Genomic DNA, 24,882 nt, shown 5'->3' on the forward strand with positions numbered 1-24,882 from the left:
TGACTGAGCCGACCGTTTTGCGAATCGGCTTCGAGTTTAACCCAGTATCGGCGACGCAGAAATGAGTATTATGTCTCCTGAATTCCCGACGCTCTAGCAAAGTGACGACAACCCGCATATAGAAAGCTTAAGCCGGCCACCGCGAGGTGTGCCGGCTTTTAATTCGCTCAATTGGCCTGAATTTCAGCTGGCGACTTCCACAATCCCCTCTCCCTCCGGGTCTTCGCCCACCGCAGGGTTCCGGCCCGCAGGCGGGAGAGGGACAGGTGAGGGGGACGGGCCTGCGATGTCTGCCTCAAACTGTCATCCCGCAAACAAAATCCCTGCAATGGTGGCATTGAGCAGATTCGCCAGGGTGGCAGCCAGCACGCACCGAAGCCCAAGTCGCGGAAGCCTGGGGGTCAGGTCTTTATTCTTGAATTTTCCACAGTATCCTTGAGGTAAGATCAAAGTGGAGGGCTCTTACGATGGCTCGTCCCTTACGCATAGAATTTCCTGGTGCGTTTTACCATGTCACTTCCCGTGGAAATGAGCGGAAAGATGTTTTCCGTGATGACAAAGATCGGGCCATCTTTCTGGATATCCTCTCAAGGTGCTGCAATCTCTTTAATTGGCGATGTCACGCATACTGCCTCATGGGAAATCACTACCACCTTATCGTTGAAACCGTTGACGGCACTTTGAGTAAAGGAATGCGCCATTTGAATGGCGTGTATGCACATAAATTCAACTGGAACCACAATAGGGTGGGGCATATTTCCCAAGGTAGGTACAAAGCAATATTGATCGAGAAGGAAACGCATCTCCTGGAAGCGTGTCGATACGTGGTCTTAAACCCCGTAAGGGCTAAGATGACAGACAAGCCAGAAGGATGGCAATGGAGCAGTTATAGTGGAACCGCTCATCTGACAACGCCCGCCGTTTTTCTGACAACCGACTGGATTTTACAGCAATTCGGAGAGCAGCCGGAAAACGCCAAACGGAGGTACCGGGAATTTGTCAAAGACGGGATAGGTGGAAGTTCTATCTGGGAAGGTGTCAAGGCAAATTCTCCTAGGCGATGAGGGTTTCGTCGATGAATTCAGCGACGCAGCAAAAGGAATAGAAGAACTCACGGAGATCCCGAAGAGCCAACGGTTCCTGCATCGCCCTTCTCTGGAGCAGATTTTTCCGAACGAGGCGAGACAAAATAAGGATTTGCGTGATCGTCTGGTTGCCGAGGCAGTAGAAACTCACGGATATGACCAGAAAGAAGTTGCTGATTATCTGCAATTGCACTACTCAACGGTGAGCCGCATCATGGCCAGAAATAACAACAAAACTCAAGAATACAATAGACCTGACCCCCAGGCCTCCCCAGGCCTCCGGAGATCAGATCGACACCGTGTTCCTACCGGGGGCACCTCGCGGATCTTGATGATCCCGCGCCTCTTCGAAGAGCGTTTCGGTGCGGACAAGCTGGAGAGCCGCAACGCCTGCACCAGCGTGGTCCAAGGTCTGGGCGCGAGCGTTCCTCTTTTTTACAACAACCCGTAGCGGGAACCATCGGCAAGGATCGGAGTGTCAACGAATTACCACTGCAGGCCCTTTTCGCTCCTCTCAGATTTTATCCGTGGCCAATGGTTTTTCTGCGGTTCACTTCACACGGAGTTGAGGACAAGCTGGCTCTAGATATACTCCTTCCTTGGTGCCCGATAAGCCGATGGCAGTGCGCATAAAGAACAGAAGGTGGGGCAGTCCTTAGAGAATGACCCGCCAAAGCTATTCGCGCTGTAGCCGGAGTTGGTTTGTGATGGCTTAGGAAGCGGGATGAGAGAGAAGATGGCAATACCACAGTGGGACTTATTTAAGATCAGGATACATCTATTGTCTCGACGAACAATTCCATTCTCACTTCGGATTCCGTTCTACCTGACCATCTATGCGCTGCTTAGTGCAACGTTGACCGGATGTCTGGCCGCCTCTTGGGTCGAAGCTACTGCCAAGGGTGAGCCTAAGGACGCTGGGGTCTTTGCTCTGGGCACCAAGGGTAACGCGTACGAAATCACCAGATGGTGGGGCGCGAGCCAGTCGCCCCCCCAAGGCAAGGAGACTTTGATCATCCCACGACGCAATTTACCTGTAGGCTGTGATACCGCACGCTTTTTTGTCAATGACTCCGTTCACGAACTCCAGATCGCCCAGCAGGAGAGTGCTAACTGGGTGACGGCAGACCGCCTACCGTTGTCCGGTAACGGTTATCCATCCTGTACGCTCTTGGTCTCCTATGGCTCCTTTGGGGAGCCGGCACTGGAGGGTGTTGCTGTTTCCGATGCCATGGGGCTTGTCGCGAAAAGTGAACGCCGGCAGCCCCATCCAGCCGCGTGGGCTTTGCTGCCTGTGGGAATTGTTGCGGATGTCTATATTTTCCTCGGGGCTCTGGTTACTATGCCCGTCTGGGCGCCCATTGGTCTATTGATGGAGAAAAATTCAGCAAAGAGCGAAAAGGAAACAAAAGATAAGGAGATGGCCTCTCTTCCTGCACCCGTTGCAAAGTGCTGGAGAGCGATCGACAAATCTTTGGATAAAAGTATGACATCTAAGCCGGATCAGCCTGTCAGATTCAAGTGGGCTCCGGAAATAGATAACGCCTATAATCTCGCCGCTGTAAACGAGGTATTCAGCGACGATAAGCCCGTCTTCATCGATACACGAGTCACCTTACGTCAGGGTTGTGTTCAATTCCCCATAAAGAACATGGACTTCATATGGACTGATGCCGATGTTGAGTGCGGCTTTCGGGCTGGGGATGTTGTCTCAACACGTGTGCAACTCCGCAAATGAATCACCTCAACCTCACACCTTACATTTCAGGCCCTGGCACCGAGGCTCTCGCCATGTTACAGATCCTTCTTGACTGCTTCATCAGCCCGTTGGAGAGGCGTTCGGGCTGCTCTGTCGACTCAGCCCGTTTTCGTGCTCCCAATGCTGCTTCAGCAAACAGGTTCCAGCTTTTACGCCTCGCCTTTATTGCTTCATAGCGGATTCTCCTCTCTCGCTTCGACCACTTCAAGTCAGCTTCATTAATTATCTAATGGTTTGCTTGGGTGAGGGAAAAACTGTGCAATTTAAAGTTGTTGCATGGCTTTCTTTGTACTTGCTCCGACAAATTGTTAGATTCCTTGTAGCGAGCGGGTGATTTCCTCCGGCATACCATCTTTCATATCCCATTCTTTTGTCATGCCACGTTGGTCGGTGTATGACCATTTCCCATCAGCGACTCCATTCTTATACTCTCCTTTGACGATTGTTCCGTCATTGAGGATAAATTGGCATGAGCCATTGAGTTGACCACTTCTGTATTCTCCGATCAGCGTAACACCCGTCAAAAGGGTGAAAGTTCCATGGCCGTCGAATTGACCGTTTTTGAACTCACCTTCATAAGTTCCACGGTGTGGAAACAGCAGTTTGCCTTTACCATCGAAAAGCCCATTTCTGAATTCTCCTGCAAACTTTCGACCGTCGTTAAATTCTAACGCCCCCTTGCCTTCAAACTTCCCATTCTTCATTTCGCCAGAGAAAACGCTTCCGTCTGCATAAGTCAGTTGCCCCACCCCGTCCGGCAAACTGTTTCTAAAGTAACCTTGATATTTGTTGTGGTTTGCATAGACCATTGTTCCTTGTCCTTCAGCTCTTCCCGCCTTGAACAGGCCTTCATAAACACTGCCGTCAGCGAAGGTTAGCTTTCCCCTACCTTCGTAGGTGCCATTCAGAAATTCTCCAACATACAGGGTACCGTTAGAGAGTTTGAGTGTTCCATTCCCGCTATACTTACCATCTTTGAATCCACCCTCATAGGTGGTTCCATCAGATAGCGTTAAGGTTCCATACCCTTCATGTATTCCGTTCTTGTAATCTCCTTCATACATCTCCCCGTTCGGATGTTTGAAGGAGCCTTTCCCATTCAGTTTTCCAAACTTGAATACTCCTGAACGAGTTGCACCATTGGGATATAAAATTACCCCCTGTCCATCAAGTTCACCGTTTTTTAGGCCGCCCTCATAGCGTTCGCCATTGGGTAAAGTTACGATCCCTCTCCCATTGAGGCGGTTGTTTTTCCATTCTCCACTTAGTATTTTCCCGTTGGACAAAGTCATAACACCTTGTCCTTCTCTTTGACCGTTTTTGAAATCTCCTACATATTTTGAACCATCAGCAAGAGTCTCTTCACCATGCCCTTCAAAAAGATCATCCTTCCACCCACCGTCGTACATTCTCCCATCAGGGAGATTGAGGATTCCATGGCCGTCTCTCTCACCAGACTTAAATTGTCCGACGTATTTCGCGCCGCTCCTTAAGGTTAGTGTTCCCTCCCCATCAAATTTACCCTTCTTAAATTCGCCCTCATAAATTCTACCATCTGTATATTGTCTAGTTCCACGCCCCTCGAACTTGCCATCTCTGAAATTACCGTCATAGCTCCCCCCATCAAAATAGGTCATGGTGCCCCTGCCATCGATGCAGTTACCTTGCGTGCAGGTTTCTGAGAGAGACATAGCTGGAAAGAACAACAAAATAACAATGCACAACAAGAGTGAAATATTGATTATTTTCCCCATTACTAGTCCTTCCATGTATTTAAGATTAACTAACAGTGGTACCTCCAGATACTATTATAACAATCATTATCCAAATTGTATGAATGAGAGCTTTAGCTGACGCATTGATCGAAGAGATGCATACCAGGTGAAAAAAGTTTCACAAGCAACAGAACGACAGCCCTTTAATGCGTTAACTGTATTCTACAAGCTCCCACTGTCAAGCGTCAGGAATTTGCGAGGTCACCCACGGGACCTTGGTAAAGGTCATCCTGGTCGGCCGCCAAAGGCTCAGAAATGAGTATTATGTCCCCGGAATTCCCTGATGCTCATTGATACGCGTTTCTTCTGGAACGATCAATGAATCTCACTGGAAATACAACGGCATATAAACGGCAGTCATTATGCTGCTTGTTATCTGTGTGAACCTGCTGCACTACGGCTAACGCGGTTGCATTTGCCATGGACCACAGTGGTCACGACATGGATCATGGCGGTGGTCATGAGATGGGACATAGCAGCCATCAGGGTGATGTGGCCCATGAAGAAGTGGTCGATGGTGTGAAGGTAACCTTCAAGGCCATGGATATGGAAATGCCCAAAGGCATGAAGGAGACTCACCCATATCGCAGTTGAGTTCAAGGATGTCAAAACCGGTAAAGCGCTTGCCGATGGAGAAGTCAGGTCAAGGTTCAAAATCTGGACAAGACTGATCAGATCAAAGATCTGATGGGCATGCAGGGGCACTTCGGAGTAGATTTCGATTTTTCCAAAAAAGGCAAATACGGCGTAATGTGTAAACTTCAGCTCAAAGACGGCAAAACCCGTAGTGCGAAGTTCTTGTACACAGTATAATAAGTGTTAAAATAGCATGGTCGAAAGAAGAAGCTATCTTCTCCGAATCAATAGAGAGATGTACGGGTATGAAAAGATTATTGGTAGTAGCAATGGCAGTTGGCTTGTTTGGCGCGATGCCGGCTTTTGCGGTCGACCACAGCAGCATGAAGATGGACACGAAGGAAGGCGTACGGGATGTGCTCTTCAGGCTGAATCAATTCAAGATAAGATCAACCGGCTAGACAGTGAAGTAGCTAAAGGAGAAAAGAAGTACAATGCTAAAGACCTGGCAAATCTCAAGAAAAAGCTCTCTGAGGCTAATAAAATTCTTGATGTCTTAAACAGACAGTGATTCAAAGTAACTTGAGGCGGACGGGCCCGCCTCAAGTTTTATGGGTGTCATGCATGGGAAATAATTTTACATTATTACTTGTATTGCTACTTCTGGCTGGCTTTTGGGGTGCAACAAAAATACTCCGTCAGAATCACCATCCAAGCTGGGCAAAGTAGTGGCAACCGCTGCTTGAGCGTTTCCGTACCGCGAATTTATCGGAGGCTTGTGCATGAAACGAATTTGTGTCTTTTGCGGTTCCAGTCCCGGTGTGCGGCCGGCCTATGTGGAGTCCGCGCGCGAACTTGGCCGTTCACTGGTAGATGCCGGCATGGAGTTGGTGTACGGCGGGGGAGGAGTCGGACTTATGGGAGCGCTGGCGCAATCCGTTTTGGATGCAGGCGGCAGGGTGACTGGTGTGATTCCGCGGTTTCTCGTCGAGAAGGAACTGGCCCACAAGCACCTGAGCGATCTTCATATCGTAGAGTCGATGCACGAGCGTAAGGCGCTGATGGCGCAACTTGCCGACGGCTTCATTGCCTTACCTGGCGGCGTTGGCACACTCGAGGAATTCGTCGAGATTCTCACTTGGTCCCAACTCGGGATACACCGGAAGCCTTGCGGGCTATTGAACCTTGAAGGGTACTACCACAGGTTCCTTGAATTTTTCCATCACATGATCGAAGAGCAGTTTGCGCCGCCGGAGACTGTCGAAACCCTCGTGGTTTCAGCTAAACCGGACGCGTTGTTACAAGCTATGTCACGGTTCCAGCAGCCTCATCTCGACAAGGTTGGGTGGGCATTGGGATTTGCAGAGACTTGAGGTCTGGTTAAATGAATTTTATGGTAGAAAGCAATTGCGATAAACCTAAACAAAACGACGCTGACCTCCTCGGTGCAGGTTTACTTCACGACCTCTCAACGATGAGATTTCTGCCACTTTTTTTGGCCTCATACATGGCGAAATCAGCCCTGTTGACGAATTCGTCAATGGTATCCGGATGGCAAAATTGCGTAACTCCGAAACTGCAGGTCACTTTTTCCCCAATAGCGAAGCTGTGATGTTCGATCGCAGTTCTGATTTTTTCAGCTAACTTGCGCGCTGACCTACAGTCATTATAGGTCAGGATGACAAACTCTTCACCACCGTATCTTGCGAAGATATCAATCTCCCTGAGCCTTTTACTGACTTCCAGCCCTATTTCCCGCAAAACTGTGTCTCCACACTCATGCCCTAGCGTGTCATTAATTTTCTTGAAATGATCGATATCGAAAAATATTAAAGAGAGAGGTATATCCAAGCGTTTTGCTTCGGCCACCTCCGTGTGGAGGAGTTCTTCGAATTTTCTCCTGTTGTAAATTCCGGTCAAAAAATCGGTTGTTGCCAAATTTTCCAAAGCAGCATTGGCCTGCTTGAGCTCTGCTTCTGCTTTATCCCTTTCAATGGTACGTTGCCTCAACCCTCTATAGCCGGCATACAGTCCTGTTAGTCCCAGAAGCCACATGAATGCATGGCCTGACATGAGCAACTGTTCCTCATCCCATATCGAAACTTCGAGCAATTCCATCGGGAAGGTAACAGTTATTCCTCCCCCGATATCTCCTTCTTTGTAACCCTGCTGTGAGTGACATAGGAGGCAGCTTTTTTCGACCTTGAGGGGGCGCATCAATTTCAAATACCTTTTACCTTCTTCAGTTACAATTTCGCTGACTTCTTGGTTGCCGTCCTCTAAAGCAATAAGCGCACGGGTATCCCAGGTATCGGGCTTGTTTTCAGGGCGTAGCGGTTTAAGGCTTGTGACGTGCTCCGAGATCTTCTTTTCTTTCCGGGCCAGTTCATACACTTGACGCATCATGTAAGCCGGGTTGATGAAGGTAAGGACACGACCGGTAGGGGTCTTGATATCTCGCTCGGGAACTGACTTAGGAAGGTCTTGATTCGGCGGGTTCTCCGGGGTAACCGGCACGTACACGCCACCGTGCATCGTATTCCAGTCACGGAAGAGCATGTCTTTGTCGATGTACGCTCGCGCTACGTTAGTGGCAATGGCCAGAATTTCTTTCTTATACCCTCTCATATCCACCAGCAATGAAAGGGCGACGACCAAGGACCATCCACAGGCAAGCACAAAGGAATAGACCCCCGGTTGGGTAATTTTCATTTTGAATTTCATCTTAACTTCCGAATACCAGCAGCAAGGGCTATTTCCGGTGGTTGTGTCGTTTCCCTTTTTGCCGATCACGATAATGGAGCGGTAATCTGCCGTTGCCTGGTTTCCGGTTGATTCACCTTTTTTGTGAGAACAACCGTGGTGCAAAAGTTGAGGCGGTTTTATTAATCTAACCTAGTAATTTTGCATGTCAACTAACCTCCAGTTCCTATGTCCTTCACCTGCACCCCGGCATCGGCCTCCTTGAGGATCGAGACAATCTGCGTCTCAGTGAATCTGGATTTCTTCATTGCAGCCTCCTGGCGTTTTGATAATGCCAGAAAGCTCTACCTTTCAAGTGTCTCTTTTCAGGGGAAGCTTACGCTCCCGTTAAGGGGCGCTGTGAGCGGGTGTCAGCCGAGGCACCCGCCGCCCACGGTGTTGTTCCCTTCGTTAGATAACTCGTCAACCTGGTTTTCGGAGTCGACGGTGATCCTGAAGGAGCAGTCTGGGCTGAAGCAGTTTCTCGGCACCCCGAATAGAAGGTCCACCGATCCTCCAGCCGGAACGGGTGGCGTGTCGAGGGTGACGGGCTGGTTGTTGAACACAACCGTTGTCTTCGAGGCACCTGCGTTTCCGTTACCCTGATTTTTGATGGTCACCCTCAGGAGTGTGCCGTTCTGCTCCAGTCTGCAGAAGGAGAGTGGGCCGGTGCCGGTCGGGCTGAAGGGGATCAGATCCGGTGCAAGGGCCGAGGCGGTCGGCTTGAACGCGAGGATGGAGACCTTGTGGGAGTACGCATGCCCGGGGCTGCCGTCCTTGTCCCTCAGTATCGAAGACACCTTGTAGTGCAAGGTTCCCGCGGGAGCGTTGGGGGCCTTGTCGTAGTGGAACTCGTCGAGCCAGGTCCCTACCTCGGTTACGTGTTCGTCATCACAGCCGCAACCTATGTCCCACCCAGTCAGCATGGGAATGGCGTACTCGTAAGGGACGTTCTCAACAGCGACGTCTTTCGTTTGCAGTCCTGACGCTTCACCAAGGCACGCACCGAACACCCCCGTATCCTCATGGGGGAGGATAGAGAAAGGGGGCTGGATCACGGCGACATCCTTGCCTCCCAGCCCCGATGCCATGTGCCCGAATCCGTAGCCTCTCCTCCCGTCGTTGTCCTTGAAGATGGCATAGGTGTCCCAGCTGACAAATCCGGAGTCGACCTGGTTCACAGTGTCAGCAGGAGGGGGCTGGGGAACCGGCACCGGAGTCAGATCCTGGAAAAAGCCCTTTTTGTACTTCATTTCGTTCTCGACGAACGCCTCTCCATGGTCCAGGTTCACCCCGATCTGAAGCAGATGGTGATCCGTGTCGCACTCGGAGCTCCACTTGAAGCCGAACCCGCGTGGGAGTATGGCAACGGTCTTTCCTGAGGCGAAATCAGGGTTGAAGAGGAAGCTTGGAAAGGAGGAGAGTGCAGTGGTTGTGCCTTTGTTGTCCGTTATGAAGAAGTTCGCGTCAGAGGGGGTCCGGTTATCGCAGCTTCCGTCCTTCTGGTCCACGACCAGGTTGAGGTTGGTGGGGTTCCATGCTACCACCGTATAGAAATAGCACCATTTGTAGCCATCGTCGAAGTTCTTGTCGGCAAGGACTCCTGACGCCTGCCATTTCAGGGTCTTATCCTCCAGGCGGATATTGCTAATCATGGTGCCGAGCCCTCCCACGTGGTGGTCGCTGCTCAGGTAGTTCATGCGCCAGCCGTTGAGAAAAACCGCGGCGTTGCCTGCATAGCGCGGGATCTCCAGGCTCTCTTCCAGTTTCAAGACCTCCTCGGTGCCCCGCTGGTCCGATTCGGCGCAGCTGAAACCGTGATAGGCCGCGATGGTTCCGGGATCCTCAAGGACCACGTTTCTCCCCGAGGAAGTCGTCGTGCCGACCGGAGCCCCGCCGATCAAATCGCACATCTGCGTGTAGGTGACGCAGGGAGTGCAGGATGACAGAAAGCCCAAGCCAGAAACGGTGAGAGAAGCGAGCAGAGCGGATCTGAACCATTTTCCTGTGCGCATTTTCTCCTCCTGAACGGTTCTTTTGGTTAAAAAAAGTTCAGAAGAAGTCTAAAGGGTGAAACTGTGATTACAACCGGAGAGGCCGTTTATGGCGGCGATGAGCGGGAACGAAAAAAGCCCTTCGCCTTTGCGAAGGGCTTTTTAGTCGGTGCGAGAAGAGCGCAGGCAAGCTCAAGCTTTCTTCAGATACGCCTCAGCGTCCTCGGCTGAGAGTGGTTTACTGAAGAAATACCCCTGAATGATGTCGCAGCCTTCTTGGACCAGGAACTCAAGTTGGGCAGCCGTTTCCACCCCTTCCGCCACCACTTTCTTGCCCAGGGAATGCGCCATGGCGATGGTCGCCGACGCGATCGCTGCATCATCCGGGTCTGTCTCTATGTCTTTCACGAAGGAGCGGTCAATTTTCAGTTTGTCCACCGGGAAGAGCTTCAAATAGCTCAATGATGAATATCCTGTGCCGAAATCGTCGATGGCGAGGTCGATTCCCATGCTTTTTAGTACCCCGAGGATCCTGACACTCTCTACAGGGCGCTCCATGGTCATGCTCTCGGTAACCTCCAACTCGATCATCCCGGGCTCGACACCGTAGCTCGCCATAATCGAGGAGAGTATTTCAGGAAGCTCTGGTTGCTGCAACTGGCGCGCCGAAAGGTTGACGCTGATCTTCTCGAAGGGCACACCCGCCTTCTTCCACTTTGCAGCCTGATCACAAGCCATTTCAAAGACATGCCGTCCGATTTCGAGGATGAGACCGGATTCCTCGGCGATGGAGATGAACAGGTCAGGTGACACGAGGCCAGCCTCCGGACTCTGCCACCGCACCAGCGCCTCGAGACCGGTGACCTTGCCGGTGATCGCCTCCACCTGCGGCTGGTAGTGCAGCACGAATTCGTCGTTGGTGATCGCGCTGCGCAGGTTGTTCTCCATCGCGAGCCGCTGTCGTGCCGCCGTGTGCATCTCCTTGGTGAACATCTGGTAGGTGTTTCTGCCGGCGGCCTTTGCATGGTACATGGCGATGTCTGCGGTCTTGAAGAGTTCAGATACCGAGCCGCCGTCATGCGGGAAGACGCTTATGCCGATGCTCGGGCTCGTGTACACCGCGTTGTTATCAAGGAAATAGGGAGAGGATACTGTCTGCAGTATCTTTTCCGCCAGATGCGCCGGCTCGAGATGTGACCGGATCTGGGGCTGGACTACTACGAACTCGTCGCCGCCGAAGCGGGCGACTATGTCTTCAGCGCGCAAGGAACTCTTGAGCCTTGACGCAACCTCCTTCAAAAGCAGGTCCCCCACGTGATGTCCCAGCGTGTCGTTGATGGTCTTGAACCGGTCGAGATCGATGAAAAAGACGGCCAGCTGGTGGGAGCCCCGTTTCGCCTGTTCGAGCGCCTGGGACAGCCTTTCGACGAGCGTGTGCCGGTTCGGAAGCGTGGTGAGCGTGTCGGTGTGGGCCAGCTGCTCGATCCGCTTTTCTGCCTCCTTGCGCTGGGTTATGTCGGAGAAGGACGCGAAGTAGTTGGTGATGCGGTTATCCCGGTCTTTGATCGCGGTTATGGTGAGCCATTTGGGATAAAGGGTGCCGTCCTTGCGCTTGTCCCAGATCTCCCCCTGCCAGTAGTTCGTCTCCAGGATGGAGCGCCACATCGACTCGTAGAAGGTAATGTCCTCGATCCCCGATTTGAGGATCTTCGGGTTCTTGCCGAGCGCCTCCTCGCGCGTATAACCGGTGAACTGCTCGAAGGCGACGTTCGTTTCGATGATGTTGTTCTCGCTGTCGGTGATGACGATCGCTTCGCCGCTTTCGTTGAAGATCTTCGCCAGCAGCTTGATCCGCTTCTGCGCCTTCATCTGATCGGAAGTGTCACGTATGCATTCGATGGCGCCGATCACCTCGCCCTTGCTGTCGCGCAGCACGCAGGCGGAGGAGGTGATATAGGCGGGGGTGGCGCCAAGCCCAGGCGCGTAACACTCGCCATGCACTATATCTCCGTTACGGGTAAAACCTTCGTAGTTCTGTTCCTCCACCTCGACGTTCGGGTTAAGGACGAGGTCGACTAGAATCGGGCGCCGTTTGCCGTAGAAGGGAAGTGCGTACTCGTAATCTTTCTTGCCGACCATGCTCTCAGGCGGCACCCCGGTCAACCGTGCGAGCTCTCTGCTCCAGACGAGCACGCGCCCCTCCATGTCGATGATGAGCGTGGCATCGGGCATGAAGTCGATGATGTTCAGAAGGTGCTGGTGGGAATGACGCAGCTCGTTTTCGAGGTTCTTTCGCTCGGTCACCTCGGTCTCTAGCTGCAGGTTCTTTTCGCGCACCCGGGCCTCGCCGTCGCAGCGCTCCACTTCGAGAGACATGGTCCTTCGGGTGATGAAACCGATGGCGGTAATCCCAAGGAGCCAGATCCCTGCGTAACTCACCAGGCCCCCCTGCATCTGCGTCCGTGCCGCGTCGTAGAACGGTTCGAGTGGAATGGATACGTTGGTGCCGCCGCGCAACTCCCCCACCTTGATCCCGGTCCACGCGTGACACTTGAGGCAGGAGTCCTCCATGATCAACGGTTCCATCATTCGCAGATACGGCTTGCCGTCGATATCCACCACGCCGTGGTAATCCTGTCGCGTCCCCTCGACGATGAACAGCGCGGTCCTCTCCCATTCGTCGGGGGCGTCCACCGGGTTCAGGTACAGCCGCGAGGTGATCCTGGTTTTCACGCCGTAGAGCTGCGGGGCTTCCCTGGTGATCTCGTTCATGATCATGGCGGGGTTTTTCAGGGTGAGTCTCTCACCTTCCGTTGTCGTGATGTCACGGTCAGGAACATGGTTGAGAAAGGGGGTCGGGGTAACCTGCTCTCCCAGCGGCAGGTACATATTCCCGCGTTTCCCGGCCCATTTTCTGAAGGCCAGGTCCTTGGCGAGGGAAATCCGCGCCTCGGTTTCCGCGAGCTGGAGCGCCTGATGCCGCGCCTGCTGCACGGTCCAGGCCGCAGCACCCGCTATCAGCAGGGTCCAGACGGCGGCGGTAGCCAGCCCCCTGATTTTGATGATGTTGACGTTAGTGGTTCTCAGGAAGAATATTTGTTGCAGTTGGTTCACCTCAGCCTGTCTCCCTGTGGTTAAGTAAGAGTGGCCGGCAACATGGGAAAGGGTCTGCGGACGACTTTTATGTCACATGGTAGGTATTTGTGAGACCGCTTCCAAAGCTGGTCAGTCAAAAAAGAATCGCAGCACTGCGACGCATGCAACCGGCGGAATACTGCTCTTTATCGGTGACTATGCCAGTAACTTGATGGGTACAATCGAAACGGAAGGTTCGGAACACCCACTGCTGTCCATAGCCAGCTGTGGGTTTTTCGTAATTTGATGGTGCAGAAACAAATTACAGCCTTCCTGGAGAGGAAAAAGCCTGCTATTTTCAGATGTTGTTGGGATAATACCCGCCATGAAACGTGTTACAATGAAAAGGAACTGGTCCCGCTAGCCTGAGGCTGCGGTACCTTTGTGTGCAAAGAGGGAGAGGCCTGAGAGTGCCATGAACCAACAAGCCTGGCGTACGATTCTTTTTATGATGTTGGCTGCGATCCTGTTCAATATGGGTTACAGCTACCTGCTGCGCGATGCACAGCAGAGTGCCGAGATAAGCTACAGCCGCTTTCGCAGCGAACTTGCCGGCAACAATCTGAAAAAGGTCCGGTTCAAGGGGACGGCCGTCCGCGGTGAATTCCTGAAGAAGATTCTGGTGTCCAACACGGTACAGGGGAAAGAGGTCACGCGGGAAGTGGGTGCCTTCTCCACCACCATGCCGGCGCCGGCCGATCCGGCGCTCATTGCGGAACTGACTGCTCACAAGGTGGAGATCATCGCCGCTTCCACCGAAGCATCGCCCCTGATGTCTTTTCTCCTGTCGATCCTTCCCTGGCTGCTGATAATTGGCGTCTGGTGGTACATCGCCCGCAACGTCCGTAACCAGATGGGCTCCGGGGGGATGTTCGGCAGCTTCGCCAAATCCGGAGCAAAGATGTACGGCACCGGGGAGAAGGTCAATGTCACCTTTGACGATGTGGCCGGCATGGAGAACAGCAAACTGGAGCTGAAGGAAATCGTCGACTACCTGAAGGAACCTGAGAAGTTTCGTCGCGTTGGGGGCAAGGTGCCGAAGGGGGTACTGCTGGTGGGGCCTCCGGGCACCGGGAAGACCCTGCTGGCGCGGGCGGTGGCGGGAGAGGCGGGGGTCAACTTCTTTACCATCTCCGCATCCCAGTTCATAGAGATGTTTGTAGGGGTCGGCGCCAGCCGAGTCCGGGACCTTTTCACCAGTGCCAAGAAGGGTGCGCCGAGTATCATCTTCATCGACGAGATCGATGCCGTCGGGCGCAGCCGCGGCACCGGCTTGGGTGGCGGCCATGACGAACGGGAGCAGACGCTGAATCAGCTTCTGTCCGAAATGGACGGTTTTGACCAGCACGAGGAGGTGATCGTGTTAGCAGCAACTAACCGCCCCGATGTGCTCGATCCGGCGTTGCTGCGCCCTGGCCGCTTCGACCGGCATGTAGTGATCGAACGGCCGGACTGGCGGGACCGGGAAAAAATACTCAGGGTTCATACGCGCAAGATCGCGATGGCCGAAGGAATCGATTTCGTAATTATCGCCAAGGGGACTCCCGGAATGACCGGCGCCGACCTGGAGAACCTGGTCAACGAGGCGGCCATTCTTGCTTCGCGGGAGGGGGCCGCCGCAGTCACCATGGCCCACCTGGAGCAGGCCAAGGACAAGCTCCTGATGGGTGGCGAACGCAAAATGGTCATTTCTGACAACGAGAAGCGGATCACCGCCTACCATGAGGCAGGGCATACCCTGATTGCCACGCTGCTCCCCGGAACGGATCCGATCCACAAGGTAACGATCATACCCCACGGGATGGCGCTGGGGATCACCCAGCAACTCCCAGAGGATGACCGCTACTATTACCCCCGGAGCTATCTGGAAAACCGCCTCAGTGTCGCCTTGGGGGGGAGGGCTGCCGAGCGGCTTGTCTTTGGAGAAGTCTCCACCGGCGCCAAGAGTGACCTGAAAATGGTTACCGATCTGGCCGAGAAGATGGTCTGTCAGTGGGGGATGAGCGAAAAGATCGGGCCGGTTGTATTTACCCGCGGCGAAGAGCATCCCTTCCTGGGGCTTAAGCTGGCCGAGGAAAAGGGATTTTCGGAGGCGATGGCCTGGAGGATCGACCAGGAGATCATTGCGCTGATCCGGCAATGCGAAAAGGTTGCTGATCGGCTGCTGGCGGAGCACCGAGCCCGTCTGGACGCCTTGGCGAAAGCCCTGCAGGAAGAGGAGACCCTTGACGGTGCCCGGGTGGAGGAGGTCCTTCACCCCGTCCGCCGCGTAGTACCAGATCAGTAACTTGCTCATTCCTGCTTCCTTGGCGATTTCATTGAGGCTGAGATCGCTGCCTAGATGCTCCTGCATGCAGCAGATTGCCCGGTCAAGACCTAACGGCATATGGGACCGGAGTACAAGGTCATGCGTGGTGCCCTTTCCCAAATCCCCCACCCTGAGCGATTCCCGCGTCTCGTTGCAACAGCGCCGCAATTTTAGGAGGGCAATGACGTTTTGTTCGATCTCGGAAAAGGAGACGGGTTTACTGAAATAGTTTCGGGCCCCGGCTCTGAACACCCTGACAGCCATCTCTTCGTTGACAAGATCTGCCAGAAAGATGATCGGTACCGAGGTGAATTCCTATTTCAGGCCTGACAGAATGGAAAGCCCCATTTCAGCGTCGTGGCCGCTGTCAAGGATGAGGAGCCCCACTCCCCCCTTTCGAAGCGACACGGTGGCCTGCTCGTGGGAAGTGGTCGTCACTAGTGCCTGCCCAATTCGGAGCATTTGGTAGAATGGCCGGATTTCCTCGTCCGCGATGACCAGAACCGATTCGTTCTCTGCCATATCTAAACCCTCCAAGCAACTCCCAATAATCATCACTCTCTGTATGTAGCGTTTATCCTACTTGCCGTTGGTCTGGTGCCACCGCACGGAATCCGGAAAGAAGAGGGGACTGCCATAACGCTCTACGCAGACTACTTCCGTGATTCCCGGGATATTAAAGGGGGTATAGGCCGTTTTTGTGGTACAGCACTGGCAGTCAATGGAGCACGCGCAGCAACGTGATTCGGTTACCGCGGCTTTCGCGGACCCGGTGCAAAATAGCGGCCCACCTTTTCATCCAGTTCGTCAATCCAACCCGCTTTTGAGTCGGGAAAGGCGTCCGCGTAGGGCACGTACGGTTTGATATCCAGAACAGGTGTGCCGTCCAGGAGGTCAACGCCGCGCAGGTGCAAGGTCTTTCCCTCGACCTTCACCAGGCTCACCGCCGAGAGCCCAATGGAATTTGGACGATGCGGCGAACGGGTTGCCAGCACCCCGCGCTTTGGCCCCCCGCGCGGAGGTTTAACCGAGCTTCGCCACCCTTCGCTCAGATGAAAGGCGAAGATGAGCCAGAGCCTGTCAAAGCCGCTCAGGTCCCGTATCGCTTCTTCGTCGAGCCACTCCTGTAGCTCCAGGGTGGCGATGGCAGGCTCGCCGGTGTGGGTGCCTTCGGTAACCGTGCCTTGGTGCGGTGCGTCGATGCGGCGTGAATAGGGGGATCTTAAAAGGCCGATGGGGCGGTACGTGAAACCTACGTCTTGGAACATATCAGGCGGTATCTCTCTTTGCTGCGATTTATCCAGGTGCAACCCACAAGCATTTGATGCCTGGGCCGTGTAGCGGGCTCGCAGTGTAGCACCTTTCCTCTCTCAGGGGTAGTGCAGATCAACGGCACGCACACGGATTTACCGGAAACAACGGATAACGGCAGGTTGATCTAAAGAAACACAACTAAAGATGTAAGGTTTTGCAGGAAGTTAATCTGCAGTTATCGTTTTTGTTTCCGCGTTAATCCGCGTGCGATGCAGTTGGGGTTTGACAACCGGCACATGCTGCTGATATACACGTCCCATGTACTATCCCTTCTCCAGCATATTACCCCCTCCCTCAGCCATTCTCGCCTAACCAGGGCAGTCTGGCCGGTTACACCCTCCAGTTCGCGTACTGCGTTCCCCACTAGGATTGCGCCTTACTGCCTTGATCTCAGATCGTTCCCTTTCACTGAGTTTCAAGGAGATTTCACATGCAGTCGATATACGCTGCCCGCGCCGAGTCGCGCCGCGGGCTCATTCTGATTATGCTCGCCGCAGTCCTTTGGGGGACTGTCGGTATTTCGACAAAAACCATCTACCGCGTGGCCGCGGCCGATCCTCTCTCGATCGGATTCTTCCGGCTCGCCATCTCCCTCCCGGTGCTGTTCCCGGTCTGCTGGGCCAGGCAGGGTAAAAAGATGCTGCAGGTTTCCCGTGGCGACCTGGGGCTGATGACGCTGATCGGGCTCCTGACCGCGCTGTATCAGGTCTGCTTCTTCGCTGCCATCGCGCGTACCGGGGTGGCTGTCGCGACAGTCGTCACCCTTTGTACGGCTCCGGTCATGGTTGCCGTCATCTCGGTCGCTGCTACCAGGAAGAGACCTTCCAGGCCGACCTTGGTGGCCTTGGTAGGTGCTCTTTCCGGCACGGCCGTCCTGGTTTTCTTTCAGGATCACTCCGCACTCTCCGGAGCGGATACCGGTGGCATCGTGCTTGCCCTGGTATCCGCCTTGAGCTATGGGCTGGTCACCCTTGCCTCGCAGAAACTGGCCGCGCGCTGCGACCCCTTTCAGTCCCTTGCCATCAGCTTCAGCATCGGCGCCGCGGTGCTATTCGGTTTCACTCAAGGGATGGCAGCGACTTATACGCCTTTGGCCTGGATGCTGCTCGTCTACCTTGGCACGATACCGACGGCTCTGGCCTACGTTCTCTTCTTCAAAGGGATGCGTTCCACTTCCGCAACAGCAGCCAGTATCAGCACGCTCCTGGAGCCTTTGGTGGCGACTTCGCTGGCCTGGATCCTCTTCGGGGAGCGTTTCACCCCTGTGGGGATTCTTGGCATTGCCTTACTGGGGGGATCTCTGCTGCTTTTGTACCTGGGTGCCAGGGCACCCGTGCGAAAGGCGGGTAGGGGGGCGGTGAGAACGGACTTTTCCTGATGACAATTGCATCGACCCCGGTGACTATAAGCACCGGGGTCGCTTTGGCAAGCAGTTCTGCCAGCTTCCGATTTTCAGTCTGTTATCTGTGACTCCTCAGATAGAGAACTTTGAAGAGCTCAAACCAGATGACGCTGAAAATACCTGCTGATAATGTTATGGCAACGTCCAGCGGATGAACTGCACCGAAGCGGAATACTTCTCTGGCCATAGGGACATTCAGCACAATTGTCAGAAACGTCACTGCCCCACCGGTGACCCACCATTGTGCAGAATTTGGCGCTTTCAGCAGGGTTCCCATGGTCGCCGACCAGGACCGATTGGTCATCATCAACCCTAGATTGGCGATGATCAGGGTCATGAAGGCTAGAGTACGCGCTTCGTATTCTCCCTGCCCACGGCCCAGGCAGACGCCAAAGACCGTGAGTAATACCAGTAGGACTCCAATCCCCTGAAGCGTGCTCAAAAACAGAACGCTCCGGTTGAAGAGAGGTTCATTGGGGTCGCGCGGGGGACGGTCCATTACCTCGGCCTCGGCCGGTTCAACTTCGTAGACGATGGAGCAGGCCGGATCGATGATCAGGTGGAGAAATGCGATATGGATCGGCATGAACAGAAGCGGCCAGTTGAAGAAGACCGGGATGAGCGACATGCCTGCGATAGGCACATGTATGGCCAGCAGGTAGGCCATAGCCTTCTTCAGATTGTCGAAGATCCGCCGTCCCATTTTGACCGCTCGGACGATAGAGGCGAAGTCATCGTCCAGAAGCACCATGTCTGATGCCTCCCGCGCCACGTCTGTCCCCCTCCCGCCCATGGCAATGCCGATATGCGCGGCTTTCAGCGCCGGGGCATCGTTGACTCCGTCGCCGGTCATAGCGACGATCTCGCCGTTAGCCTTGAGCGCCTGCACTAAACGCAGTTTCTGTTCAGGAACTACTCTGGCAAAAATATTGACAGTTCGAATTCGCTCACTTAATTCGGTCTCACCCATCTGATCTAATTCCTGGCCCGTTATCACTTGATCCAAATCCTTCAAGCCGATCTGCCGGGCAATGCTCTTTGCTGTGCCCGTATAATCGCCAGTGATGATCACCATCCTGATGCCAGCGCGGTAACAGTCGGCAAGGGCTGGCGCAACCGTGGGCCGCACCGGATCGGCCAGTCCGACCAGTCCAAGAAACTCGAAGGTGAAATCGTGCTGTTCCCCAGGAAGCCCTTTTTGCTGGAAGTTCGAGCGGGCCACCCCGAGTATGCGCAACCCGTCGTCGGCCATCCGGGTAACTGCACTCATCATTTCACCTTGTTGCTGCTCGTTGAAATGACAAAGGTCCGCCACAGCCTCAGGTGCCCCCTTGGCGGCGATTACGTACTCTTTTCCTGCCGGCGCCCGCCAGACATGGGACATGGCCAGCAGTGCCGGAGAAAGCGGATATTCCTTTTCCAGAGACCAGTCGCCGTGCAGATGTTCGGTGTGGGCAAGGTATGCCTCGCCGAACTCCTTGATTGCCCGCTCCATGGGGTCGAACGGGTCACGCTGGCTGGCAAGGATGCTGAATTCGACAAGGTCGTGGAAGATGTCCGGCGGAGGAGCGTTGCGAAAATCCCCGATCGGGCAGAAAATGCCGTTGGCGTGCAGGGCTGTGACGGTCATCCGGTTCTGGGTCAGAGTGCCGGTCTTGTCGACGCAGAGTACTGTGGCCGAACCGAGGGTCTCAACCACCGGCGACCGCCGGGTGAGGACCTGGGTACGGGAGAGCCGCCAGGCCCCCAAGGCGAGGAAGATGGTCAGGACCACCGGCAGTTCGTTGGGCATGACTGCCATGGCAAGGGTAAGCCCGGCCAGCACGCCGTCAAGCCAGGCTCCACGGGTAAGGCCATAGGTGACGATCAGGACGGCGCACAGTGCCATGACCACACTGGCGAGAAAGCGCACCAGCCGTCCAGTCTCCTGCTGGAGCAGGCTATCTTCGTCCGAGACCTCCTGCAACGCAATACCTATCCTGCCGATGGCGCTCTGCTTGCCGGTGGCGGTAACCCGTGCGATCCCCTGGCCGCTTACGACCAGTGAACCGGAAAACACGTACGGTATGTCGTCGCCACCCGGCGGAACTGAGGGCGTTGAAGCATCGCCCGGACGTTTCCGGACTGCCACCGATTCGCCGGTCAGCAGCGATTCATCAGTAGACAGGTTGGTGCAGTCGAGCACAAGGGCATCGGCGGGCACCCGGTCCCCCTCGGCAAGAATGACGATGTCGCCGCGAACCACCTCGCGACCGGCAATCCGTTTCTGGACTTCATCGCGAATTACCAAGGCACGGGGGCTGGAAAGGTCTCGGAGCGCTTCCAGGGCGCGCTCGGTTTTCCGCTCCTGGTAAAGGGTGATGCCCATGACGAAAAGAATGAAGGCCAAGAGCATCAGCGCTTCCTGCATGTCCCCGACCAACAGGTAGATAGCGCCGCAGGCGACTAGCAGCAGGAACATAGGTTCCCGCATGACGTCTAGGGCGATGCGGAGGTTGCCCCGTGGCCCCGAAGAAGGGAGCTCGTTTGGGCCCTCTTCCGCGAGAATCTGCGCCGCCTCCCCCGAGGTGAGCCCGGCAGAATTATGTCGTTCCATCAGCACAGCCATCCGGCCTCCAGATCTAGATTCTTTTGACGATCAGTTTGCCGTTGCGATTCCGCATGAACTCAGAGCCCCTTTGATTTTTTGTGCGGCACCACCGTACAACTCCTGGGCCTCTGCGTACTTCTTCCGGTATTCAAGCAGCAACATCGGATTCTTTTCAGCTGTGAAGCTCCTGAGGGCATCGAATGCTTCTCCATACGCCTTATAAGAAGCGATAAGCGCGTCCCGGCCGTCCCGCAACGATGCCTGCAACTCTGGAGGCAACTTTGCCGGGATAACGCTCTGCGTCAGTTCTGCACCTGTTTTCAGGCATTCACCCTTTGCCCGTCCTATGATGGCGGGCAGGTCTGCTGTGGCCTGCCCGCCGGAAATGGCATTCTTAATCTCTGTGACTGCAATCTTGACCGCCTTGTCCGCTATGTACTCTTTATCCAGCAGGTTTTTCTGAAAAGACAGCAGGCTTTCCCTCTCCGCTGGCGTCAGGGTTACTGCCGGCAGCTTCTTTGGCGCCTCTGATGGCTTCTCCTGGGAGCAGGCGATGATCGCCAGTGATACTATGACCAGTACGAGCTGTTTAATCATTCATTTGTCCTCTGCAATGTCAGTCAAATAGTTCGGACAGCCACGACTTTTTCCTGTGGTATCCATGCACCCCATGACCGTGGTCATCGTGGTGTTTGTCATGGTATTGCGGCCGGTACCCGTCTTGTTGTGGCTGCTGGCTGATGGTAGACTGCACGGTTTGCGGTTGAGAGCGCTCTATTATCTTGTCCAACTCCCCCCGATCAAGCCAAACTCCACGACAATCCGGGCAGTAGTCGATTTCCACACCCTGTCGCTCGGCGATCTTAAGGTCTACTCCTGTGCATACGGGACATTTCATGGTGGTATTTCTCCTTTGATTGATGAGGTTTGCTATGGCTACTAAGGCGTCAGATCTCTTCGCGAAATTGCCTCAACAGGCACCGTGCCCAGGCTAATTAGCTCGCCAGTACCCCAAATGCGACGTGGATCCATGACGATTGCAGGACCGGGCATTACGATCATGGCACTGCCGACGGCGACCAGCGTTTGACCAATGAAAGCGACGAAGAACCGCTTCAGCATGTTGAGCGATTTTGCCGGCATTACCGGTACCCCGAAGATCGGGGTTGAGCTGAATTCAGGCAGAAAGGGAACGGTTTTGTGGGGGGACGTATATTGGGTCGGGAAGTTGTGGAAGATAAGCAACGCGTGTGGGAATGTAGTTGGATGCGATTTCTGGGGAGTACGCGAGGCCTGAGAATTGCGAAATCTGGACAAAATCGGCACAACAGCAACTCGTTTCACAAAAGTCGGACTCGTGCTGAGTTGGGCACTGCTCTGAGGATTCCAGATGCAATTGCACACCTGATTTCGCCAGGGCGTGATCCGCAGTGCATGCATGAGCAAAACATGCAACCGGCGAAAGCAGCACAATCGTGATGAGAAATATTGCGGCTTGGATCTTGTACATGAGCGACATAATATCAAATCATGCCAAAAGAGCAACCTGTCAGGCGGAACCATCGCTGTACTTGATAAGGCAGAGATAAAAAAACCCGGCCGCAAAAGCCGGGTTTCTCAAGGCCCCCGCGAGAGCGGTGGCCGGCAATGTTCAGTTTTGGTTAAGGGTTGCGACGACGTTTCCCGTAGATCGCGAGGCTGAGAAGGCCAGCGCCCAGAAGGACCACGGTGCCCGGTTCCGGAACCGGGTTCGCGCCGTTCTCTCCGTCGTGGGAGAACGGTGCGAAGATGTATTTAGTGTGGTTTTTGCTTTCGATGTGGTCGTAAGCGTCGAAGTGCAGCCCGCTTGCGTAACCGGTGACGTCGACGTTGTACTTGTTGATCTGACCTGTGCCCTGGTCCGAAGTACCGTTGGTGTAATCGTAAATGGTGTCCGCATTGGAGGTGAAATCTCCCAGGAGGAAGGAGTACCAGCTGGTTCCCGGGCCCCAGGGCTCATGGGGCGCCAGCTTGCTGCCGTCACCCAAAAGAGGCACGGACCCGTCGCCGCCGCTATAAGCCGTCGCAAGGGGAGTGAGGCTGCCGGTAGGGGTGATGCTGATGGTTCCGGTCTCTCCGGTCGCGTATGCGGCGGCCAGGTACACGTCGGAGATCGGCTGGAACTTGGCGTTGCCGATCACCCACAGTTCGAAGCTGTTGCTGCTGATGACCCAGGTTTCGTCGGTATATGTCGCCCCTGGAATGTACAGCTGCAGGTTGGGGATAGCAAAAGCCTGCGTTGCTATCATGGTCAGCGCCAGCACAGTTGTCATTATGAATTTTTTCATGGCAGTTACCCTCACTCTAGTGGTTAATCAGATGCCCAGTATGTGCAGTAGCCGTGCCATAATGACAATCCGACTAGTACTGTGTGGTGCCTCTGTTGGACCTGTGGCAGAAACAGGCAAATTAGTTTGAAATCAGTGGAGAATTCGGGGGGCGCTGAAGTTTGAAGGTGTCGGCTGGAGCAGAAAAAACTAATGGTGACAGGCGAAGATCATCGTGGTTGTAAAAGAAACCGACACTGAGTTGTAAAGAGTTCCTGCTTGTCAGAAACACACATTCTTTACAATTTGTGTAAAAACATGCAGCCTTAGCATCCCTGGCACCGGAAACTGCCAGCTCGATGTAGATTTTGATTATGTCGGGTTTTTTTACAGCTGATGTCAGATGCGCCGGACCCGCACGGGGTTGGAGGTCAAAAGGAGTCGTGAATTGGAGGAGCGCGTGCGGTCTGCAAAAAATGCGAGTGTATTTTTGTGAAGTAAATGCTCTCCGCTCTAATCTGGATGCGTTCCATGGAAAACGGAACGCTTTGCCTGAAAAGTGGCCACGGGTTTGGAAAAAACGCGAACGGTTCCGGGAAAGGGGGGCGGGTTTTTCGTGAACTGATTCCGGTTTGACCCCAGGTAAATTCACTTCAGGCGAAGCTGCACTCATTTGCGCAAAAGGGCATACAGCTTAGGAGATACCGTTAAAGCTTTGTGGAATAAATGCACCGGTAGCTGCAAAAAGCACTCGATTCGCTTTAATCCGCATTCAGTTTCGGGAGAATTGAATCGGGGGCGGGAAGTTCCTGCAAAGTTCCTGACTCTTCATTCATACTTTTCTGAAGGATAGAGGCGAAATCTGGAAACCTGATCCGGTTCGGCCTTGGGTGTGAACGATTTGAGGACAAAAAAAGAACGCGGCTGCATCTTCCGGTGCGGCCGCGTCCCTGTTTCTATTCTCAGGGCTAAAGTGTCAAAGGACGATGATGTTGGCGGTCGGGGACCACTGGCTGGTTTTGCCGTCGATGTGGTACCTGACCCTGAAATACAGACGTTTGGCTGGTTCCAGCTCCTGGTATTCGATCCTCGATTTCTGGTGAATCCCCTGGCTGCTCCAGGACGATTCGTTGGAAGGGTCGTCCGTCATCTGCATTTCGAAGGGGATGGTATTCTTCGCCCGGCTTATCACCACGACGATGGAGCCGGAAACCGGCCCGGACGGACCCTGCACGTGTTTTGCCGTAACCACCGGGGTCTCGGCAAGCACGTTGACAGAGGATTTGCCCCCTTGCTGCCTTTGCTTCAGTTCAAGCCCGATGTTGTTCAACAGGCTTGGGTCTTTACGGTGCAAAGAGAGCATGGTGAGGTGCTGGGCGTTCATGGCGACCGCCAGCTTCCCCGCCTCCCAAGCCGCCATTTTTTCCGCCTTCGCCTCGCGGTTGCCGGTGGCGGCCGCGTCGCGCAGCTGCCTCAGGTTCCCGGCCATCTCCCTCAGCTTTTCGCCGCCGGAGAAGTATTCAGGAAGCCCCTCCTTAAGGGCAGGATGCAGGTCCGTTTTGTCGGCGACAGTCAGCAGCAGGGCGATGAAGTCGTTGATGCTGAGTTCGTTGAGGTTCGTCACAGCCAATAGTTCCGGAATAGATGACACCGTGCACCTCCTTTTGCTGTTGTGGGTGATGTGTCAAATGTTAATCAAAGTTAATTTATTGTCCAGCGGTGGAGGCACTTTTTCCTGGCGCAAGATCAACGGCATGCACACGGATTCAACGGAAACCGCGGATAACGGCAGGTGGATCCGGAGGGAAACAACTAAAGAGGTGTGGTTTTACGGGGTGTTGATCTGCAGTTATCGCTTTGTTTCCGCGTTAATCCGCGTGCGATGCTGTTGGGGAA

19 protein-coding genes and 1 pseudogene are annotated in these 24,882 nt (G+C 54.3%); 8 read left to right on the plus strand and 12 right to left on the minus strand.

Annotated features, from left to right (window positions below):
- Positions 1-467: 467 nt before the first annotated feature.
- The 3 genes from GEOBRER4_RS06800 to GEOBRER4_RS06810 all read left to right on the plus strand — a co-directional run bounded on the left by GEOBRER4_RS06800 (position 468) and on the right by GEOBRER4_RS06810 (position 2,823).
- Entirely contained in the window at positions 468-1,064 is a 597-nt protein-coding gene (locus GEOBRER4_RS06800) for a transposase (protein WP_226377913.1), read from the plus strand.
- On the plus strand, positions 1,015-1,536 hold the full coding sequence (locus tag GEOBRER4_RS20035; protein WP_226377914.1) for a hypothetical protein: 522 nt from the start codon (positions 1,015-1,017) through the stop codon (positions 1,534-1,536). The genes GEOBRER4_RS06800 and GEOBRER4_RS20035 overlap by 50 nt, the downstream gene beginning before the upstream one ends.
- A 273-nt stretch (positions 1,537-1,809) precedes the next feature.
- Positions 1,810-2,823: a hypothetical protein gene (locus GEOBRER4_RS06810; RefSeq protein WP_185244766.1), complete on the plus strand. Its 1,014-nt coding sequence runs from the start codon at positions 1,810-1,812 to the stop codon at positions 2,821-2,823.
- Positions 2,824-3,152: 329 nt separating this feature from the next.
- On the opposite strand, the gene GEOBRER4_RS06815 is transcribed toward GEOBRER4_RS06810, so the two are convergent.
- A complete protein-coding gene (locus GEOBRER4_RS06815) occupies positions 3,153-4,598 on the minus strand; it encodes an MORN repeat-containing protein (protein WP_185244767.1) in 1,446 nt (481 codons plus the stop codon).
- Positions 4,599-5,039: 441 nt separating this feature from the next.
- Here GEOBRER4_RS06815 and GEOBRER4_RS06820 point away from each other — a divergent pair.
- From GEOBRER4_RS06820 to GEOBRER4_RS06830, 3 genes and pseudogenes are all read left to right on the plus strand, one after another.
- Positions 5,040-5,432: pseudogene (locus tag GEOBRER4_RS06820) on the plus strand (hypothetical protein).
- 16 nt (positions 5,433-5,448) lie between these two features.
- Complete coding sequence (locus tag GEOBRER4_RS06825) at positions 5,449-5,766, plus strand: hypothetical protein (RefSeq protein ID WP_226377915.1); 318 nt, start codon at positions 5,449-5,451, stop codon at positions 5,764-5,766.
- A gap of 211 nt (positions 5,767-5,977) precedes the next feature.
- Positions 5,978-6,568 carry an LOG family protein gene (locus GEOBRER4_RS06830; RefSeq protein WP_185244768.1) on the plus strand — a complete coding sequence of 197 codons (591 nt, stop codon included), beginning with the start codon at positions 5,978-5,980 and terminating at the stop codon, positions 6,566-6,568.
- 85 nt (positions 6,569-6,653) lie between these two features.
- Here GEOBRER4_RS06830 and GEOBRER4_RS06835 read toward each other — a convergent pair whose 3' ends face one another.
- The 3 genes from GEOBRER4_RS06835 to GEOBRER4_RS20270 all read right to left on the minus strand — a co-directional run bounded on the left by GEOBRER4_RS06835 (position 6,654) and on the right by GEOBRER4_RS20270 (position 13,045).
- Positions 6,654-7,919 carry a diguanylate cyclase gene (locus tag GEOBRER4_RS06835; RefSeq protein WP_185244769.1) on the minus strand — a complete coding sequence of 422 codons (1,266 nt, stop codon included), beginning with the start codon at positions 7,917-7,919 and terminating at the stop codon, positions 6,654-6,656.
- A gap of 389 nt (positions 7,920-8,308) precedes the next feature.
- Positions 8,309-9,952, minus strand: a complete 1,644-nt coding sequence (locus tag GEOBRER4_RS06840; RefSeq protein WP_185244770.1) for a CARDB domain-containing protein — start codon at positions 9,950-9,952, stop codon at positions 8,309-8,311.
- A 171-nt stretch (positions 9,953-10,123) separates the two neighbouring features.
- Positions 10,124-13,045, minus strand: a complete 2,922-nt coding sequence (locus GEOBRER4_RS20270; protein ID WP_185244771.1) for an EAL domain-containing protein — start codon at positions 13,043-13,045, stop codon at positions 10,124-10,126.
- Between the two features lie 436 nt (positions 13,046-13,481).
- On the opposite strand from GEOBRER4_RS20270, the gene ftsH reads away from it, so the two are divergent.
- Positions 13,482-15,353: an ATP-dependent zinc metalloprotease FtsH gene (gene ftsH, locus GEOBRER4_RS06850; RefSeq protein WP_185244772.1), complete on the plus strand. Its 1,872-nt coding sequence runs from the start codon at positions 13,482-13,484 to the stop codon at positions 15,351-15,353.
- A gap of 336 nt (positions 15,354-15,689) precedes the next feature.
- Here ftsH and GEOBRER4_RS06855 read toward each other — a convergent pair whose 3' ends face one another.
- Together GEOBRER4_RS06855 and tsaA are read right to left on the minus strand one after the other, a co-directional pair.
- Complete coding sequence (locus tag GEOBRER4_RS06855; protein WP_185244773.1) at positions 15,690-15,896, minus strand: hypothetical protein; 207 nt, start codon at positions 15,894-15,896, stop codon at positions 15,690-15,692.
- A 227-nt stretch (positions 15,897-16,123) separates the two neighbouring features.
- Positions 16,124-16,642, minus strand: coding sequence for a tRNA (N6-threonylcarbamoyladenosine(37)-N6)-methyltransferase TrmO (tsaA, locus tag GEOBRER4_RS06860; RefSeq protein WP_185244774.1), 519 nt, complete (start codon positions 16,640-16,642; stop codon positions 16,124-16,126).
- A 476-nt stretch (positions 16,643-17,118) separates the two neighbouring features.
- Between tsaA and GEOBRER4_RS06865 the strand changes: the two genes are divergently transcribed.
- Entirely contained in the window at positions 17,119-18,066 is a 948-nt protein-coding gene (locus GEOBRER4_RS06865; RefSeq protein WP_185244775.1) for a DMT family transporter, read from the plus strand.
- An 82-nt stretch (positions 18,067-18,148) separates the two neighbouring features.
- Here the strand turns inward: GEOBRER4_RS06865 and GEOBRER4_RS06870 are convergent, their stop codons facing one another.
- The 6 genes from GEOBRER4_RS06870 to GEOBRER4_RS06895 all read right to left on the minus strand — a co-directional run bounded on the left by GEOBRER4_RS06870 (position 18,149) and on the right by GEOBRER4_RS06895 (position 24,637).
- Positions 18,149-20,698 (minus strand): cation-translocating P-type ATPase, encoded by a 2,550-nt coding sequence (locus tag GEOBRER4_RS06870; protein ID WP_185244776.1) that lies wholly within the window; start codon positions 20,696-20,698, stop codon positions 18,149-18,151.
- A gap of 30 nt (positions 20,699-20,728) precedes the next feature.
- Positions 20,729-21,277 carry a hypothetical protein gene (locus GEOBRER4_RS06875; protein WP_185244777.1) on the minus strand — a complete coding sequence of 183 codons (549 nt, stop codon included), beginning with the start codon at positions 21,275-21,277 and terminating at the stop codon, positions 20,729-20,731.
- Positions 21,278-21,296: 19 nt separating this feature from the next.
- Complete coding sequence (locus GEOBRER4_RS06880) at positions 21,297-21,578, minus strand: TFIIB-type zinc ribbon-containing protein (protein ID WP_185244778.1); 282 nt, start codon at positions 21,576-21,578, stop codon at positions 21,297-21,299.
- Positions 21,579-21,619: 41 nt separating this feature from the next.
- Complete coding sequence (locus GEOBRER4_RS06885; protein ID WP_185244779.1) at positions 21,620-21,823, minus strand: PGPGW domain-containing protein; 204 nt, start codon at positions 21,821-21,823, stop codon at positions 21,620-21,622.
- A 518-nt stretch (positions 21,824-22,341) separates the two neighbouring features.
- The gene (locus GEOBRER4_RS06890; RefSeq protein WP_185244780.1) at positions 22,342-23,007 is read right to left on the minus strand and encodes a choice-of-anchor N protein; all 666 of its coding nucleotides are present in this window, start codon (positions 23,005-23,007) and stop codon (positions 22,342-22,344) included.
- Positions 23,008-23,962: 955 nt separating this feature from the next.
- Complete coding sequence (locus GEOBRER4_RS06895; protein ID WP_185244781.1) at positions 23,963-24,637, minus strand: hypothetical protein; 675 nt, start codon at positions 24,635-24,637, stop codon at positions 23,963-23,965.
- Between the last annotated feature and the right edge of the window lie 245 nt (positions 24,638-24,882).

Source organism: Citrifermentans bremense (assembly GCF_014218275.1).
Taxonomy (GTDB): domain Bacteria; phylum Desulfobacterota; class Desulfuromonadia; order Geobacterales; family Geobacteraceae; genus Geomonas; species Geomonas pelophila.

Bases quoted from the DNA above. Each gene is read 5' to 3' on its own strand.
- GEOBRER4_RS06800 (WP_226377913.1), top strand. From the start codon at position 468: ATGGCTCGTCCCTTACGCATAGAATTTCCTGGTGCGTTTTACCATGTC.
- GEOBRER4_RS06810 (WP_185244766.1), top strand. From the start codon at position 1,810: ATGAGAGAGAAGATGGCAATACCACAGTGGGACTTATTTAAGATCAGG.
- GEOBRER4_RS06815 (WP_185244767.1), bottom strand. From the start codon at position 4,598: ATGGGGAAAATAATCAATATTTCACTCTTGTTGTGCATTGTTATTTTG.
- GEOBRER4_RS06825 (WP_226377915.1), top strand. From the start codon at position 5,449: ATGGTCGAAAGAAGAAGCTATCTTCTCCGAATCAATAGAGAGATGTAC.
- GEOBRER4_RS06830 (WP_185244768.1), top strand. From the start codon at position 5,978: ATGAAACGAATTTGTGTCTTTTGCGGTTCCAGTCCCGGTGTGCGGCCG.
- GEOBRER4_RS06835 (WP_185244769.1), bottom strand. From the start codon at position 7,919: ATGAAATTCAAAATGAAAATTACCCAACCGGGGGTCTATTCCTTTGTG.
- GEOBRER4_RS06840 (WP_185244770.1), bottom strand. From the start codon at position 9,952: ATGCGCACAGGAAAATGGTTCAGATCCGCTCTGCTCGCTTCTCTCACC.
- ftsH (WP_185244772.1), top strand. From the start codon at position 13,482: ATGAACCAACAAGCCTGGCGTACGATTCTTTTTATGATGTTGGCTGCG.
- GEOBRER4_RS06855 (WP_185244773.1), bottom strand. From the start codon at position 15,896: ATGGCAGAGAACGAATCGGTTCTGGTCATCGCGGACGAGGAAATCCGG.
- tsaA (WP_185244774.1), bottom strand. From the start codon at position 16,642: ATGTTCCAAGACGTAGGTTTCACGTACCGCCCCATCGGCCTTTTAAGA.
- GEOBRER4_RS06865 (WP_185244775.1), top strand. From the start codon at position 17,119: ATGCAGTCGATATACGCTGCCCGCGCCGAGTCGCGCCGCGGGCTCATT.
- GEOBRER4_RS06870 (WP_185244776.1), bottom strand. From the start codon at position 20,698: ATGGCTGTGCTGATGGAACGACATAATTCTGCCGGGCTCACCTCGGGG.
- GEOBRER4_RS06875 (WP_185244777.1), bottom strand. From the start codon at position 21,277: ATGATTAAACAGCTCGTACTGGTCATAGTATCACTGGCGATCATCGCC.
- GEOBRER4_RS06880 (WP_185244778.1), bottom strand. From the start codon at position 21,578: ATGAAATGTCCCGTATGCACAGGAGTAGACCTTAAGATCGCCGAGCGA.
- GEOBRER4_RS06885 (WP_185244779.1), bottom strand. From the start codon at position 21,823: ATGCCGGCAAAATCGCTCAACATGCTGAAGCGGTTCTTCGTCGCTTTC.
- GEOBRER4_RS06890 (WP_185244780.1), bottom strand. From the start codon at position 23,007: ATGAAAAAATTCATAATGACAACTGTGCTGGCGCTGACCATGATAGCA.